The sequence below is a fragment of the Sphingobium sp. AP50 genome (genome assembly GCF_900109095.1).
In the GTDB taxonomy this organism is placed as follows: Bacteria; Pseudomonadota; Alphaproteobacteria; order Sphingomonadales; family Sphingomonadaceae; genus Sphingobium.
On record NZ_FNYZ01000001.1, the window covers coordinates 424,205 to 439,229 of the forward strand.

11 protein-coding genes and 1 tRNA gene are annotated in these 15,025 nt (G+C 63.7%); 5 read left to right on the forward strand and 7 right to left on the reverse strand.

Annotation, left to right across the window (positions count from 1 at the left end):
* Position 1: 1 nt before the first annotated feature.
* The 6 genes from BMY84_RS02235 to hspQ all read right to left on the reverse strand — a co-directional run bounded on the left by BMY84_RS02235 (position 2) and on the right by hspQ (position 7,821).
* The gene (locus BMY84_RS02235) at positions 2–1,402 is read right to left on the reverse strand and encodes a purple acid phosphatase family protein (protein ID WP_093080033.1); all 1,401 of its coding nucleotides are present in this window, start codon (positions 1,400–1,402) and stop codon (positions 2–4) included.
* Positions 1,403–1,476: 74 nt separating this feature from the next.
* Positions 1,477–4,278, reverse strand: a complete 2,802-nt coding sequence (locus tag BMY84_RS02240; protein WP_093080036.1) for a TonB-dependent receptor — start codon at positions 4,276–4,278, stop codon at positions 1,477–1,479.
* A 169-nt stretch (positions 4,279–4,447) separates the two neighbouring features.
* Positions 4,448–4,612 (reverse strand): DUF3606 domain-containing protein, encoded by a 165-nt coding sequence (locus tag BMY84_RS02245; protein ID WP_093014782.1) that lies wholly within the window; start codon positions 4,610–4,612, stop codon positions 4,448–4,450.
* 63 nt (positions 4,613–4,675) lie between these two features.
* Entirely contained in the window at positions 4,676–6,613 is a 1,938-nt protein-coding gene (locus BMY84_RS02250) for an OPT family oligopeptide transporter (RefSeq protein WP_093080039.1), read from the reverse strand.
* A 109-nt stretch (positions 6,614–6,722) separates the two neighbouring features.
* Positions 6,723–7,493, reverse strand: coding sequence for a GDSL-type esterase/lipase family protein (locus BMY84_RS02255; protein ID WP_093080041.1), 771 nt, complete (start codon positions 7,491–7,493; stop codon positions 6,723–6,725).
* A complete protein-coding gene (gene hspQ / locus BMY84_RS02260; RefSeq protein ID WP_093014791.1) occupies positions 7,450–7,821 on the reverse strand; it encodes a heat shock protein HspQ in 372 nt (123 codons plus the stop codon). The genes BMY84_RS02255 and hspQ overlap by 44 nt, the downstream gene beginning before the upstream one ends.
* 134 nt (positions 7,822–7,955) lie before the next feature.
* On the opposite strand from hspQ, the gene BMY84_RS02265 reads away from it, so the two are divergent.
* Positions 7,956–8,045, forward strand: a tRNA-Ser gene (locus tag BMY84_RS02265).
* A gap of 92 nt (positions 8,046–8,137) precedes the next feature.
* On the opposite strand, the gene rtcR is transcribed toward BMY84_RS02265, so the two are convergent.
* Positions 8,138–9,733: an RNA repair transcriptional activator RtcR gene (gene rtcR, locus BMY84_RS02270; RefSeq protein WP_093080043.1), complete on the reverse strand. Its 1,596-nt coding sequence runs from the start codon at positions 9,731–9,733 to the stop codon at positions 8,138–8,140.
* A 279-nt stretch (positions 9,734–10,012) separates the two neighbouring features.
* On the opposite strand from rtcR, the gene BMY84_RS02275 reads away from it, so the two are divergent.
* The 4 genes from BMY84_RS02275 (at position 10,013) to BMY84_RS02285 (ending at position 14,985) form a co-directional block, all read left to right on the forward strand.
* Complete coding sequence (locus tag BMY84_RS02275) at positions 10,013–11,239, forward strand: RtcB family protein (RefSeq protein WP_093080045.1); 1,227 nt, start codon at positions 10,013–10,015, stop codon at positions 11,237–11,239.
* Between the two features lie 88 nt (positions 11,240–11,327).
* A complete protein-coding gene (locus BMY84_RS28970; RefSeq protein WP_143074961.1) occupies positions 11,328–11,759 on the forward strand; it encodes a hypothetical protein in 432 nt (143 codons plus the stop codon).
* Positions 11,756–12,769, forward strand: a complete 1,014-nt coding sequence (rtcA, locus tag BMY84_RS02280) for an RNA 3'-terminal phosphate cyclase (protein ID WP_093080048.1) — start codon at positions 11,756–11,758, stop codon at positions 12,767–12,769. The genes BMY84_RS28970 and rtcA overlap by 4 nt, the downstream gene beginning before the upstream one ends.
* Positions 12,770–13,044: 275 nt before the next feature.
* Entirely contained in the window at positions 13,045–14,985 is a 1,941-nt protein-coding gene (locus tag BMY84_RS02285) for an AAA family ATPase (RefSeq protein WP_093080050.1), read from the forward strand.
* Positions 14,986–15,025 lie beyond the last annotated feature (40 nt).

A 15,025-nucleotide genomic window follows, 5' to 3' on the forward strand; every position in this document is an offset into this window, starting at 1 on the left:
CTCACTTGCCGCGCGCGACGCATTTGCCGCCGTCGGGACCGATATTGCCGGTGCAGGTGCGCACGGCGATGGTGGGTTCGCTGGTATCCGTCAGATGATTGCCATCCGCGCCCTTGGTCAGGTCAAAGCCGTCATACAGCTTGCCCGACGCGGTATAGGTGCGGAATTTCAACCGATCGCCATCCACGTCCACGATCTGATAGAGTTCGGTGGCCTCGGCGGTCTTGTCCGGCTGGGTCCGGGCACGGTCGTTGAGGCCATACATTTTGGAACCCGTGACGGAGACGAGATAGACCGGCCCCTGAATCGCGCCATTTTTGCGCGCCTGCGCTGACGCCTCACGACCGGCTTCGGACGTCAGGCGGCTATAGCAATGATCATGCCCCTGTAGCACCAGATCGACCTTGCGCTTGTCGAACACCGGCTTCCACGCAGCCTTGATTTCCGCCGTGTCATCGGGACGGGCGCAGGTGAAGACGGGCTGATGAAACAACACGACATTCCACTTCGCCTTGCTGGAGGCCAGCGTGGCATCCAGCCATTGCGTCTGTTGCGCCATGGTGCCCAGGTCGATCGCGGAGGTGCCGTCCAATATGATGAAGCGCACGCCCTGATAATCGACATAATAGGTCGTCTTCAGGCCCTGCACGCCATTGTCGGGCAGCGCGAATTGCAACGGGAAATAGGGGCCGAGCTTGCGGCTTTCGCTGCCGTCGGGCTTTACCACATCGATATATTCATGATTGCCGGTCGCGGGCAGTTGCGGGACGATCGACCAGTTATAGCCACCGGCCTGATTAAACTCGCCCCATTCGTCATCATGGTCCAGATCGTCGCGCTGTGCGGCGAGATCGCCGGCATGGGCGACCAGTTCGATCCCGCCATTGGCGTGAAAGGCCTGACGGATGACGCGGCTGGCATAGGTCAATATGCCGTTCTGGATGTCGCCCAGATAGAGGAAGCGGAACGGCTTTGCCTGCACCGAAGCCGTGTGGAACTGCAACCATTCGGTCCAGCCCGCGCTGCCCTTCAGGCGATAGGCATAGACGGTATCGGGCTTCAGATTGTCGAAGCGGATCTGGTGATAAAGGGCCGGGCCATTGGCGCTGTCCTTCGCGGTGCCGGCGGGGCCTGTCACCAGTACGGCCTTTTCCTCCAGCGTCGGGCCGTCGACCGAAATGGCGATCTGCGCCTCGCTCGTCGTCTGCGCGGCGTCGGTGCGATAGGCGACCGCCATGCCCTGCGTCGGGTCGGCGGCTGGCGTCAGCATGATGCGATCGGGCAGGGTGCGGGCCGCATAGGGTGTGCCAGCGGAACGGGGCACGGGCGGGGTGGCGGCGGGTTGGGCCATGGCCGGTGCCGCAGTCGCCAGCAGCAGGGCGGCGATGGATAGTCGGGACATGCTAGTCCTTTCCGGAAACGGGACTTGCCGGCCGCGCAAGGGCGCGACCGGCAAGCAGGGGAAGGTGAACGGGATCAGAAGCTGGCGGAAATGCCGAACTTCGCGGTCCAGTTATATTCCTCATATTGCAGCAGTTCCTTGCTGCCATTGTAGTTCTGATAAGCGAAATATTTGGCGTTGTTGACGTTTACCCAGTCGGCGAACAGGCGCACGCCCGGCAGGATCTTGTACTTCGCGCTCAGGTCGAGCTGGAAGTGATTGTCGACGATCCGGTCGGTCTGAACGCTGTCGCCCACTTCATCCAGATATTTGCTGCGATAGGTGCCCGCCGCACGCAGCGAGAGGCCACCCTTTTCATAGCCCAGCACGGCATTGGCAGTATGTTTCGACGCATTGGGCAGGCCGATCGTGCGGATATAGGCGTTGTCGTCGTCGTCATAGCTGGTGATCTTCGCCTTGGCGTCGGTGTAGGTGTAGTTGAGGTTCACCAGCAGGCCGTCGAGCGGAGCGGGCAGGAAGCTCAGCACCTGGCTGAAGGACAGTTCAACGCCCTTCACCTTGGCCGTGTCGCCGTTCACATAATAGACCGCTTCGCTATAATCGATGCCGTTATAGCTGCCGTCGTTAAAGTCGCGGATCGCGGTCGTGTAATCCTTGATCGACTTGTAGAACAGGCCGGCGGTCAGCGCGCCATTTTTGCTGAAATACCATTCGGCCGACGCATCGAAGTTCCAGGCGCGATAGGGTTTCAGGTCCGGGTTGCCGAATTCGGCGGCATAATCCTCGTCCAGGATGAAGCGCGGGGCGAGCTGCGACAGCTTGGGGCGGACCAGGCTCTTATAGCCCGCGGCACGGAACACCACGCCCTGGCTCGGTTCGAAGCGCGCGGTCAGGCTCGGCAGCCAGTCGGTATAGTTTTTGGTGAAGACATTGGGCGTGGAGATCACGCCAGTCGCTTCGCCCTCTTCGTCCAGCTCATATTCGGTCACATTGCCGCGCAGCACGTTGCGGGTCTGTTCCATGCGGACGCCGCCGACCAGGCGGACCTTTTCGCTGTCCCAACGGCCGAGCAGGTAGCTGGCCAGGATATCTTCCTTCGCGCTGTAATCCTGCGCCGCCGATTCATAGGCGCTGGTGATGGGGTCGAGTTCGAACTCACCGATATTGTCATAGAAATAGTCGGTGGCTGCGCCCTTGCCCGGCATCGCGCCCAGATCGGCGAGGCGATAGGTCTGGTCGCCCAGCACATCGGCCAGCGAGAGGTCGCCGTCGCCATAATAGTTCATGTTGAAATTATAGCTCTTCTTGCGGAAGCGCGCCTTCATGCCCGCCTGTACGGTGAAGGTGCCATTGTCCGCGGCGAAAGCGCGGGAAATGTCGCCCTTCAGCGCATATTCGCGGTCGCGCGAGTCCGACAAAGCTGTCTGTTCGACGCGGTTGAAGCTATATTCCGACGGATCGTTGAACAGGTCGGCGCCGCTGGTCACCTGGAAGGTCGGGACGCGCGGATCGGAATAGTTGAAGCCGACATCGACGCCATCACCGTCGAAGCGGGCGCGCCAGCGGATCGGATCGATCGATCCCTTTTCCTTCTCGGTCGATTCCGACCAGCTACCCGAATAGGTGAGCTTCCACGGGCCGGTTTCGGTCGTGCCGCCCAGCACGATCGACTTGATGCGCTGACGCTCGAAACGATCCTTCAGGTCGCGGCGCACTTCGATGCGGCCGTCCTCGTCGGTGAAGTTCGCGCTGTCCGCATCGCCCGATGCCGGCTCTTCGTCCATGACGAAGGTCAGGCGGCGGCGATATTCATGGTCGTCAAACTGGTTATAGATGCTGCGCAGATAGAGCTTGGTCGTGTCGGACGGCTTCCAGTCGAGGTTCAGCGTCGCGCCGATGCGCTTGCGGGTCACGTCATAGTCGCGATATTCCAGCGTCTCGGCATAATCGATGCCATCATCGCTGGTGGTCCAGTCCGACGCTTCGATATTGTCGGTTTCGAACTTGCGCTTGTAATAGCTGACGCCGCCCGAAACGCCGAAATTGTCCGTGACGCGGGTGGCGAAGTCGAAGCTGCCCTTGGGCGTTACCGCATCGGCATAGTCGTTATAGCTGCCTTCCAGCTTGACCGAATACAGGTCCTTCTTGCGGTCGAACGCGCTGGTGGTGTTGATTTCGATCGAGGCGCCGATCGTGTCGGCGTCCATGTCCGGCGTCAGCGACTTCTTCACTTCGATCGATTCGATCAGTTCGGAAGGCACCACGTCCAGCGCGACCGAGCGGACGTCGCTTTCCGGCGCGGGCAGGCGCGCGCCGTTGACCGACGCGGCGTTGAGTTCGGGGTCAAGACCACGAACCGACACGAAGCGCCCTTCGCCCTGATCGTTCATGATGTTGACGCCGGGCAGGCGGCGCAGCGATTCGGCGACATTCTGGTCGGGGAACTGACCGATGGCGTCGCGGGTCAGCACGCTTTCCACGCCGTCGGCGGCGCGCTGGCGGGACAGGGCCGACGCCTGGTTGGCGACCTGACCGACGACGATGATCGACGCATCGACATTGGAACCGATGCGAATGTCGGCATCGACATCGCCAGTCGCGGGCACGACCACCGTGGTACGGACGGGATCGGCGCCGGTGTAGCGCGCTTCGATCGTGTAGGTGCCGGGCGCGACTTCGGGGAAGCGATAGCTGCCGTCACGGCCAGCTTCGGCGACGCGGCCATTTTCGACGATGCGCAACTGGGTCGACTGGAGCGCGCGGGTGCCGGTGCCGTCCGACACGGTGCCGGTGATGGTGCCGGCGAAAGCGGCAGCCGGTGCGGCGAGGGCAAGAATGATGGCGGCGCGGCTCGCGCCACGGAGAAGATGGTTCATGCTGGAATCTCCCTGTCCGTGGCGATGCGGGATTGTCCGCTCACCGATCGGTCGAGCCGCCCATTGGGAGATTTATGTTACATCTTGATTGGAGACTCGTGACAGTTTGATGAAGCTGCCCTGCCATTGTCACAATGTTCGGGATCGTTGCGATCCCGTCACAGGCCTCTCATCGATCGGTGTTGAGATAGGCGGCTACAGCCTCCACGCTATCACCGACAATATCGACCGCCTCTTCCAGTTCCTCGGGGTCGACCCTGAAACGACCGGTCCAATAGAGGACCGCCGCTTCGCTATCCAGCATGACGCGGCCGGCATCCTGATCGTCAGTCATGGCGTTCCTCCTGTCCGGCTGGACGGAAGGAACGCACAAAAGCCTCTATTTTTCCGCTTCCCTTTAGGACAGGGGACTGCTCGCCCAATTTTTGAGCTTCGCATAAAGCGCGGCGATTACCCCGGCAAAGACCAGGATGGCGAGCGGCACCGCCCAATGGCTTTCGCCGACCAGCGCCAGCGGCGCATCGCTGTCGGTGCTGGCGACGATACCGGCGAAGGCGACGCCGAACAGGCTTTCGCCCACGATGAAGCCGGTCGCCATCAGGACGCCCATGCGCTCGGCGAACTCCGGATTGCTCTGACGCAGCGCCCAGCGATTATAGACATGGCCGATCAGCGCGCCGACCGGGATCAGCAGCGTCAGCGCCATCGGCAGATAGATGCCCATGCCGACCGCGAGCGGCGGCAGGCGCAGCTTGCCGGCCTTGCCCAGCAATTCGTCGATCGCGATCACCACCACGCCGATGCCTGCACCGATGCCGATCAGGCCCCAGTCCAGATCGCCGCCCAGCACGCCCTTGGCCAGTGCGGAAATCAACGCGGCCTGCGGTGCGGGCAGGGCGTTGGGTCCGGCGCCGGGCGCGCCGGCAAAGCCGAAGGCGCTGTTCAGCAGGTCCAGCACCGGCGGGATGACCAGCGCGCCGAAGATGACGCCCAGCACCAGAGCGACCTGCTGCTTCCACGGCGTCGCTCCGACCAGTTGGCCGGTCTTGAGGTCTTGCAGATTATCGTTGGAAATGGTGGCGATGCCAAAGACGATCGCGGTGGTGAACAGCGCATAGGCGATCAGCGCCTGGGTCTGGCCCGGATCGCCGCCCGATCCATAGATCGCCGCCAGCAGCAGCGACGCACCCAGCACGGCCAGAATGCCGACGCCCGAAATCGGGCTGTTCGATGCGCCGATCAGACCTGCCATATAGCCGCAGACCGATGCGATCACGATGCCCGCCACCAGCACATAGGCCAGCGTCAGGCCGATCACCGGGATCGGATTGGCCGCGATCGGCCCACCCTGCGCAAAGATCCACAGCAGCACGCCGATCGGCAGCAGGGCGGCGAGGATGGTGCCGCCGACGATGGAAATGGGCAGGTCGCGCTCGCTGATATCGAGGTCGGCGGCATTGCCCGTCTTGCGCTTCGCATTGGCAGCCAGAGCGGAGCGGATGCCGCTGACAATGGGCCCGAGAATCTTGAGCAGGGTCCAGATCGCTGCCACGCCGATCGTGCCCGCGCCGATGAAGCGTGCCTTCATGCGGAAGGCGGTGCCGACGATATCGGAAAGCTCCGCGCCAGCGGGCAGCGGTGCGGTGAGATAGGGGACAAGGCCGGTCCAGCTGATCAGCAGGCCGATGAACATGGCGACACCCACCGACAGGCCGACCAGATGGCCGACGCCGATCAGCGCCATGGAGAAACTGGTCGATACCGACGTCGCGCCCGCGCCGAACTTGAAGAAGGTCGCCGCTTCCTCCGCGATGATCTTGGTCTTGGCGACGATCGAGAAGCTGGCGGCGGCCACGGCGCTGGCGACGATCGCGGCCAGACCGCGCTTATTTTCTTCCAGCCCCTCGCGCGAACCCGCGCCGACCTTCAGCACTTCGGCCGCCGCGACGCCTTCGGGATAGGGCAGGTCGGACCCGGTAACGAGCGCGCGGCGCAGCGGCACCGAATACATGACCCCCAATATGCCGCCGGTCGCGATGGTGAAGGCGGACAGCCAATAGGGGAAGCCCTGCCACCAGCCGATGATGACGAGGCCCGGCAGCACGAAGATGATGGCGGACAGCGTGCCGGCGGCCGAAGCGATCGTCTGGACGATATTGTTTTCCAGGATCGTGCCGGTCGCAAACAGGCGCAGCACCGCCATGGAGATGACCGCGGCGGGGATCGACGTAGCAAAGGTCAGGCCGATCTTCAGGCCCAGATAGACGTTCGCCGCCGTGAAGACGAGGGTGATGAGCGCGCCGAGTATGACCCCGCGCAGCGTCAGTTCGGCCATTGGCTGGCCGCCTGCTTTGGTCATTGTCACCTTTCGTCCCCTTGCCTTTATGCGTCTGTCGATCGGCTGGTAATAATGTTGCTTTACCGTGGATCAATCGGAAAGTGCATCAGGACCGGCTTTCCGGTCCGCCACGGGGCGGGGCGACCCGGTCAAGCCAGGCGTCGACCAGATAGGTCCAGCGCTGATAGCCGCGCGCATTCATATGCAATCCATCTGGGCGAAACAGCGATGCGTCGGGCAATCCATCCGGCGCCAGCAGCACGCTGCCGACATCCAGATAGACGAAACCGCCATCCTTGGCCCGGCTCGCGACGGCGGCGTTCACCTGCGCCATTTTGGGGCGCATCGTCCAGCGGATCGGGCTGGGCTTCAGGGACATGAAGGCGATTGGCGCACGCGGATAATCGGCGCGCAACTTCTTGAGCAGGGTCAATATGTCGCGCGCCACGACCTCCGGCGCGGTGCCGGCCGCCAGATCATTCTCGCCGACATAGACGATCACCGAACGCGGCGGCACCGGCGGCAGCAGGCGCTTGTAATAATGGAGCACATGCGCCGTGGTCGCGCCGCCAAAGCCGCGATTGACCGTGCCGATATCATGAAAGCTGCCCGCTATGTCCCACAGGCGGATGCTGGAACTGCCCAGGAACAGCGTGGCATCGCGCACCGGCGGCCCGGCGCTGTTCGCTTTCGCAAAAGCCTCGATCTCGTTGGAGAAGGGAAAGACCGGGTCGGCATTAGGCAGCGCTGCGGGTTTCTGCGGCGGCGGCACGGTCGCCGCCGTCAGCAGCAGCGCCGCAGCCGCCACGCACCATGAAGGCGCGCGAACCGGCTTAATGGCGGTGGAGCGGGCGCAGGCGATATTTGCCATCCGCATAGCTGCCGAACATGCCGGTGATGGCGGGGTGATCGACCGGCTCGTCGCTGTCGTCCGCCACCAGATTCTGCTGGCTGACATAGGCGACATAGCTGGATTCGCCATTTTCGGCGAGCAGGTGGTAAAAGGGCTGATGCTTGTCGGGCCGCGCGGTTTCCGGAATCGCTTCATACCATTCCTCGCTATTGGCGAAGACCGGGTCGATATCGAACACGACGCCACGGAAACCGAACATGCGATGCTGCACCACATCGCCGATACTGAAGCGGGCGTGGACGATCGGCGGGGCGCTGACGCCAGCGCCAAAAATCTGAATCGTATCTTTCATGACACCAATTTAGGACGCTGTTGGGCGGACACAAGAAAAATACCGGAAAGACCGCTTGGCAAGTGCGAATTCATTCGCTAATGGCCGCCCCTCGACCGGGAATGCAGGGCTTTACGGCTTGCGGAACCTTCTGCGGAGAGGTGGCAGAGTGGTCGAATGTACCGCACTCGAAATGCGGCGTGCCCGTGAGGGTACCGTGGGTTCGAATCCCACCCTCTCCGCCATTTATTTGCACGCTATCGCTTGCAATGATTTTCTTTTTTGGGGTTATCGAGCGCTTGACGGCTACAAATGCGTCAAGCGAGGGTGTCGCTGATTACCTGTCAGTGATCGTCGCCCAGTCGAGATCGAACCGTGCCAGATATTTGCGCAGCCGATCGGCGTCATTCGTCTTGGCCTTGCGCGCTCGCGAGGCAGAGAAGAGCGTGCGTCCTGCTTCCGACAGGGAGCGGCTTGCCTGGCAGACGCGAATAGTCTCGGCCAGTTGTACGCGATCGAACGGGTCGATTTCAGCCAGCGCTTCTGTATCAAGCAGCGTGGCCAGCAGGCCTGCGCCATCGTCTGTTTGGCCCGACCAAAGGCGTCTTAGCCGGCCGATTTCCATGTCCACGCAATCGAGGTCGATGCGGCCTTTGGGCGAGAGCGTTGCCATGCGGGTGATGCTGGCGGCGAGGTCACGGAAATTGCCGGGCCAGGAGGCTTCGGGCGACATGGCGAAGGACAGATAGCGTTGCCGGGCTTCCTTGTTAAAGCTGGCCCGATCGCCTTCCCGCTCGGCAAAGCGATCCAGTTCATAGTCGAGATTGGGTTCGATATCCTCGCGCCGGCTCGCAAGGCCGGGCAGGGTAAAGGTCCACAGGTTGAGGCGCGCATAAAGATCGTCGCGGAACGCGCCTGCGGCGACCGCCGCGCCAAGATCGCGGTTGGTCCCGGCCAGCAACTGGAAATCCGATGCGGCTTCCTTGTCCGCGCCCACGGGCAGGAAGCGCTTGTCCTCGATCGCGCGCAGGATCATCGCCTGTTCGTCTAGGCCCAGTTCGCCGATCTCGTCCAGAAACAACATGCCCTTGTCGGCGGTGCGGAGCAGGCCGGGGCGATCGGCGGCGGCGCCGGTGAAGGCGCCCTTGCGATGGCCGAACAGGGCCGACATCGCGCTGTCGCCCTTCAGAGTCGCGCAGTTCACCTCCACGAAGGGGCCGCTGATCTGATGCTTGAGGCGCTTATATTCATAGATGCGGCGGGCGAGCAGGCTCTTGCCGGCGCCGGTCGGCCCCATCAGCAGCATCGGCGCGCGGGAGCGCAGCGCGACCTGTTCGATCTCGTCGATCATGTGGTTGAAGGCGGGGTTGCGTGTCTCGATCCCGGATTTGAGGAAGGAGGTGCTCTCCGCGCTGGCGGCGGCAAAGCGCGTCGCGATACTGTCATAGCGCGACAGGTCGAGGTCGATCGTCGTCCATGTGCCGGGCCCGCCCGCCTGGCCGCCGCGCGCGGGCTGGGTCTGGAGCAGGCGCCCGGGCAGGTAGCGCGCTTCGGTCAGCAGAAACCAGCATATTTGCGCGACATGGGTGCCGGTGGTGATGTGGATCAGATAATCCTCCACCTCCGGATCGAAGGGTTCGGCGCGCGCGAAGTCCAGCAGCTTTCCATAGACTTCCTCGAAATCCCAGGGATTGTCGAAGTCCAGCGTGCGGCGATCGACACGGGTTTCGGGCGATACCGAGGCGATATCCTCTGCAATATATTCGGCAAGGCGGCCATGGGCCGTGCCGTGGAGCAGGATCAGCCGGTCGACCCGCAGATCTTCATGCATGGTGAGGCCGACGGTGGGGCGCCACTTGTTCCAGCGCGACGGCCCGAAAGCGCCGGCGTCGAGGGTGGAGCCGAGGAAGCCGATGACGGTAAGCGGTTTCATGGCTTATCCTATAGGATAAAATATGATCTTTATCGATATGAAAATTCTAGTCCAGTGCTGAAGGAGGAGGAGGCGAAATTTTATGAATTTGGAAAAGATTCATTTAATATCATATATTTGAATGAATGTTGATTGACGCCAGCGCACGGTTGGCACGCCTCGTGCTAATATATTCCCGTCGATCGTGGCGGATTACGCGATCGGCGCGCGGAAGAGAGGGAGCGGCCGGAATGGGCCGGTCGCTCCTGAAATAAGCCGCTGACGATATTGGAATGAGCGATGACCCAGACGACCTATGAAGTGCAGCATGTGGAAGGCGGAAAGCCGGTCAAGATGTGGACGCGCGGCGTGCCCGTCGACGACAAGGCGCGCGAGCAACTGCGCAAGGCGGCGCAGATGCCGTTCGTCTTCAAACATGTGGCGGCCATGCCCGACGTGCATGTCGGCATTGGCGCCACCGTCGGTTCGGTGATCCCGACCAAGGGTGCGGTGATCCCGGCGGCAGTAGGCGTGGACATTGGCTGCGGCATGATGGCGGCGCGCACATCCCTGATGGCGAGCGATCTGCCCGACAATCTGGAAGGCATCCGATCGGCGATCGAGCGGGCGGTGCCGCATGGGCGTTCCGTAGGTCGCAGCAAGCGCGATACCGGTTCCTGGGGTGACCCGCCGGCGGAGATCGTGGAGGCCTGGGCGACCTTGGTCGCGCGGTTCGACCGGATCACGGACAAATATCCCCGGTTCAAGAACACGAACCAACTCACCCATCTCGGCACGCTGGGGACGGGCAACCATTTCATCGAGCTGTGCCTCGATACTGAGCAGCGCGTGTGGATCATGCTCCATTCGGGCTCGCGCGGGGTAGGCAATGCGATCGGCACCTTCTTCATCGAACTGGCCAAGCAGGACATGCGCAAGTGGTTCATCAACCTGCCCGACGAGGATCTGGCCTATTTCCCGGAAGGGACCGACCATTTCGACGACTATGTCGAGGCGGTCGAATGGGCGCAGGACTTCGCGGCGCTGAACCGCCGGATGATGATGACCAACGTGATCCGGGCGCTGCGCGGTCAGATCGCTAAGCCCTTCGACGCCGAACTGGAAGCGGTGAACTGCCACCATAATTATGTGCGGCGGGAAAACCATTTCGGCGAAAATGTGCTCGTGACCCGCAAGGGCGCGGTGCGCGCGGCGGAGGGCGTGATGGGGATCATCCCCGGATCGATGGGCGCCAAGAGCTTCATCGTGCGCGGCCTTGGCAACAAGGAGGCGTTCGAGAGCTGCTCGCACGGGGCGGGGCGGGTCATGTCGCGCACCCAGGCGAAGAAGCTGGTGACGCTCGACGAGCATATCGCCGACACGGCGGGCGTGGAGTGCCGCAAGGACGAAAGCGTCATCGACGAAACCCCGCGCGCCTACAAGCCGATCGAAGCCGTGATGGCCGCTCAGGCCGATCTGGTGGAGATCGTGCATACGTTGAAGCAGGTGGTGTGCGTGAAGGGGTGAAACGGGATCAAGCGGCATGCCGGGGGCGTGCCGCCCCGTTTCACCGGCCGCGCAAGCGGCCGTGGCGCGGCATGACTAGGACCGAACGATGTATAAAGCACTTTATTGTAACCGCTGCCGGACTCGGTTGACCTCGCCGCTCGACATTCGCCCAGCGATTGAGTCGGATTCAATGCGCGGTCTTTCCAAAGATGGTCAGGACATAGCGCCCCAAGGCGTTGCCTATCTGTCTGACCGCATCGCGCCTTGGTTGGGTCGATATCATGGTCCTTTGTCCTTTGTCCCGCAATATTGGCTGAACCCAAATGACCTTGCCGATACAGTGTCGGATAGCGCTGACTCCCGGCTGACCGCCGGTTGTTGTGGGGTGGCGGGATTCAATGGGCCGAACCAGATATGCCGCTGCAAAGCGGTAATCGGTACGCTGCATGACGATTGCATGTGGCCGAGCTTTTTCATTCCTGAACCCGCAACAACCACGATGCGGGACATGACGGACGATTACTGGAATTACGAATGATCATTATCGACGGATCGGAAGGCGAAGGTGGGGGGCAGGTGGTGCGCAATGCGTGCGCGCTGTCGCTCGTTACCGGTACGCCCGTGCGGATCGAGAATGTCCGCGCCAGGCGGTCCAAGTCGGGCCTGATGCGCCAGCATGTGACCGCGATCGAGGCCGCTTGCGTCATCGGCAATGCCGAATGTGAGGGGCTGATGGTCGGATCGTCGGCGCTGACCTTCCGGCCGGGCAAGGTGGTGCCGGGCGACTATCGTTTCGCCGTCGGCACGGCCGGATCGACCGGGTTGGTGCTCCAGACGGTGCTGATGCCGCTGTTGCTGGCGGACGCGCCTTCGCGGCTGGTGCTGGAGGGCGGCACGCATAATATGCTGGCACCGCCGTTCGATTTTATCGCGCGCAGTTTCCTGCCGGTCATCAACCGCATGGGGCCGAGCGTCTCGGCGCGGCTGGTACGGCATGGCTTTTACCCGCGCGGGGGCGGACGGATCGAGGTGGACATCACGCCCGCGCCCTTGCGGCCGATCGATTGCGTCGTGCGCGGCGCGGCGATCAGCGTCAGCGGCGCGGCGCTGGTCGCGGGGCTGCCCTTCGCCATTGCGGAGCGCGAGATCGGAAAGGTGCGCAAGGAACTGAACTGGTCCGAACGCGAAGCCTATATTCGCGAGCTGCCCGCCGATCAGGGGCCGGGCAATATTCTGCTGCTGGAGGCAGAATATGAGCATGTGACCGAGATCGTCAGCGGCTTCGGCCAGTTGGGCGTCACCGCCGAGCAGGTCGCCAAGCGGGCGATCGGCCGGATGCGTGGCTATCTGGAGAGTGAGGCCTTTGCCGGCCCGTATCTGGCGGACCAGTTGCTGTTGCCCTTTGCCCTGGCGGGCGGGGGCAGCTTCACGACGGTGAAGCCCAGCCAGCACAGTCTGACTGCGGCCGATGTCATCGCGCAGTTTCTGGGACGGCGGCCGACATTCGTGCAGCAGCCGGGCGGTGTGCATCTGATGACGTTGCGGTGAAGCCGTTGCGCGGCCGTTGCGATTGCTGTAATGACCGCGCCGTTCGCAGGGCATCCCGCCCGCATGAACCGGAGTAAATGGATTGCTGGACCTCACGCCTTTCACAGGCGCGGTCAGCAGCTTCCGTTCGCTGCCCTAGGCGCCTCGATCGACCGAGGCGATGCTGTGGGCGTGATGCGGAACTGCCGCCCGTAGCCAAAACCAGATGGACAGATGCGAACCCCGCATGCCTGCTGCCGATGCAGGGGCGTGCCGTTCGCGCGGACGGATGATTTATGGACGAATGGACGATCGTCCGGAGCCTGGCGCTCCGGATCGGCGCGGCGGGCGATGTGCGCCTGACCCGCGCCCTTGATAATTGGGCCGATACCCATGCCGACTGGCTGGGCCTGACCGACACGCGCGACTGGACCGCCGCCTGCGCCATGCTGGCGCCGGATGCGGAGGCCGGCGCGGTGCCGCATGTGCTGGCCGTCGCGGATGTGCTGGCACAGGCGCTGGCGCTCGAAGCGTTCGATGCGGCCCTGCTGCGGATGCTGGTCGCGGTCGACCGGCTGCCGCGCATGGCGGCGCTGGCGCGGCTGTGGAGCGAGCATGGTCGCGACCTCCCCGGACTGCTGGGCGAGATGGCGGGCGCAAGCGGGCTGGAGGCGGACCGGGCGGTCCGGCGCAGCGCGCTGCTGCGCCTCGACCTCGCGACCTTCCGGGTGAACCGGCAGGGCGTGGTGGAGGTGGACCTGCGCTGGCCGCTGGAACGGTTGCTGGACCGGGCGTCGGCGGAGCATGACTCCGTCGTGGCGACGCTGGTCGGCGCGCATCAGGCGGCCCGGCTGTCGCTGGAGGATTTCGCGCATGTCGAGGATGCGGACTTTCTGGTCCGGCTGCTCGGTGGCGCCGCTTCGGCGCGTGCGCCGGGCGTCAACATCCTGATCCATGGCCCGCCCGGCACCGGCAAGACCGAACTGGCTCGCACGCTGGCGGCGTCGGCCGGCCTCGCTCTGCATGGTGTGGGTGAGGCGGATGATGATGGCGACGAACCCAGCCGCTGGGACCGGGTCTGCGCCCTGCAACTGGCGCAGCGGATGGTCGCGCCGGTGGGTCGCGCGGTGCTGCTGTTCGATGAGATGGAGGATCTGATCGGCGACGCGCGCCCGTCGACAGGGGACTGGGTGAGCGGTCGGCAAGGCAGCAAGATCTTCGTCAATCGCCTGCTGGAAACCAATGCCGTGCCGGTGATCTGGACCACCAATACGATCGGCAATGTCGATGATGCGATCCTGCGGCGGATGAGCTTCGTGCTGAAACTGGACCTGCCGTCGCCCAGCGCGGCGCGGCGCATGCTGGAGCGGGTGGCGCGGGAAGAAGCGGTCACGCCCCATGCCGATGTCGAAATGCTGCTCGACCGGGCGCCGGAAGCGGCCATGGTGCTGCGGGTGGCGATGCGGGCTGCGCGACTGGCGCAGGAACCGGACGGCGGCGCCCGCCCGGCGACGGCGCTGGTCAAGGCGCTGCGCGGATCGGAACTGCCGCCGCTGGTGGGCGATCGCCTCGACCTCGACCTGTTCGAGACGGACCGGCCGCTGGCATCGTTGATGGCGCAACTGGCGGATCGGGGCGCGGCGGACGTTTCGCTGCTGCTGACCGGGCCACCCGGCACCGGCAAGACGGCGCTTGCTCATCATCTCGCCAGGGCGATGGACCGGCCTCTGGTGGTGCAGCGGGCGTCCGACCTGCTGTCCCGCTGGGTCGGCGGGACCGAGCAGGCGATTGCCGAGGCCTTCGCGCAGGCGCGGGAGCGCGGCCATGTGCTGTTGTTCGACGAGGTGGATTCGCTGCTGTTCGACCGTACTGGCGCGCGGCACAACTGGGAGGCGGGGCAGGTTAACGAGATGCTGACCTGGCTCGACAGCCATCCGCTGCCGGTGATCGCGGCAACCAACCATGTCTGCCGACTGGACCCGGCCGCGCTGCGTCGTTTCGTGTTCAAGCTGGATCTGGCGCCGCTGGGGCCGGAACGGGTGGCGCGCGCCTTTCAGCGCTTTTTCGGGATAGATGCGCCGACCGATATCGCGGCGCTGACCATGTTGACGCCGGGCGACTTTGCGGCGGTGAAGCGGCAGTTGCGTCATGCCCCTGCGCGTGATGCGCAGGATTTATTGGCGCGGCTGCGGGCAGAGGCGGACTGGCGGCAGGAGGGGGAGCGGATCGGGTTTTGATTGGCTTTTCGACCCGGCCTGTCTTCCGGGCCGACTCAAG

Excerpts from the sequence above, each read along its gene's own strand:
- BMY84_RS02235 (WP_093080033.1), bottom strand. The coding sequence starts at position 1,402 with ATGTCCCGACTATCCATCGCCGCCCTGCTGCTGGCGACTGCGGCACCG.
- BMY84_RS02240 (WP_093080036.1), bottom strand. The coding sequence starts at position 4,278 with ATGAACCATCTTCTCCGTGGCGCGAGCCGCGCCGCCATCATTCTTGCC.
- BMY84_RS02245 (WP_093014782.1), bottom strand. The coding sequence starts at position 4,612 with ATGACTGACGATCAGGATGCCGGCCGCGTCATGCTGGATAGCGAAGCG.
- BMY84_RS02250 (WP_093080039.1), bottom strand. The coding sequence starts at position 6,613 with ATGGCCGAACTGACGCTGCGCGGGGTCATACTCGGCGCGCTCATCACC.
- BMY84_RS02255 (WP_093080041.1), bottom strand. The coding sequence starts at position 7,493 with ATGCGGATGGCAAATATCGCCTGCGCCCGCTCCACCGCCATTAAGCCG.
- hspQ (WP_093014791.1), bottom strand. The coding sequence starts at position 7,821 with ATGAAAGATACGATTCAGATTTTTGGCGCTGGCGTCAGCGCCCCGCCG.
- rtcR (WP_093080043.1), bottom strand. The coding sequence starts at position 9,733 with ATGAAACCGCTTACCGTCATCGGCTTCCTCGGCTCCACCCTCGACGCC.
- BMY84_RS02275 (WP_093080045.1), top strand. The coding sequence starts at position 10,013 with ATGACCCAGACGACCTATGAAGTGCAGCATGTGGAAGGCGGAAAGCCG.
- BMY84_RS28970 (WP_143074961.1), top strand. The coding sequence starts at position 11,328 with ATGTATAAAGCACTTTATTGTAACCGCTGCCGGACTCGGTTGACCTCG.
- rtcA (WP_093080048.1), top strand. The coding sequence starts at position 11,756 with ATGATCATTATCGACGGATCGGAAGGCGAAGGTGGGGGGCAGGTGGTG.
- BMY84_RS02285 (WP_093080050.1), top strand. The coding sequence starts at position 13,045 with ATGGACGAATGGACGATCGTCCGGAGCCTGGCGCTCCGGATCGGCGCG.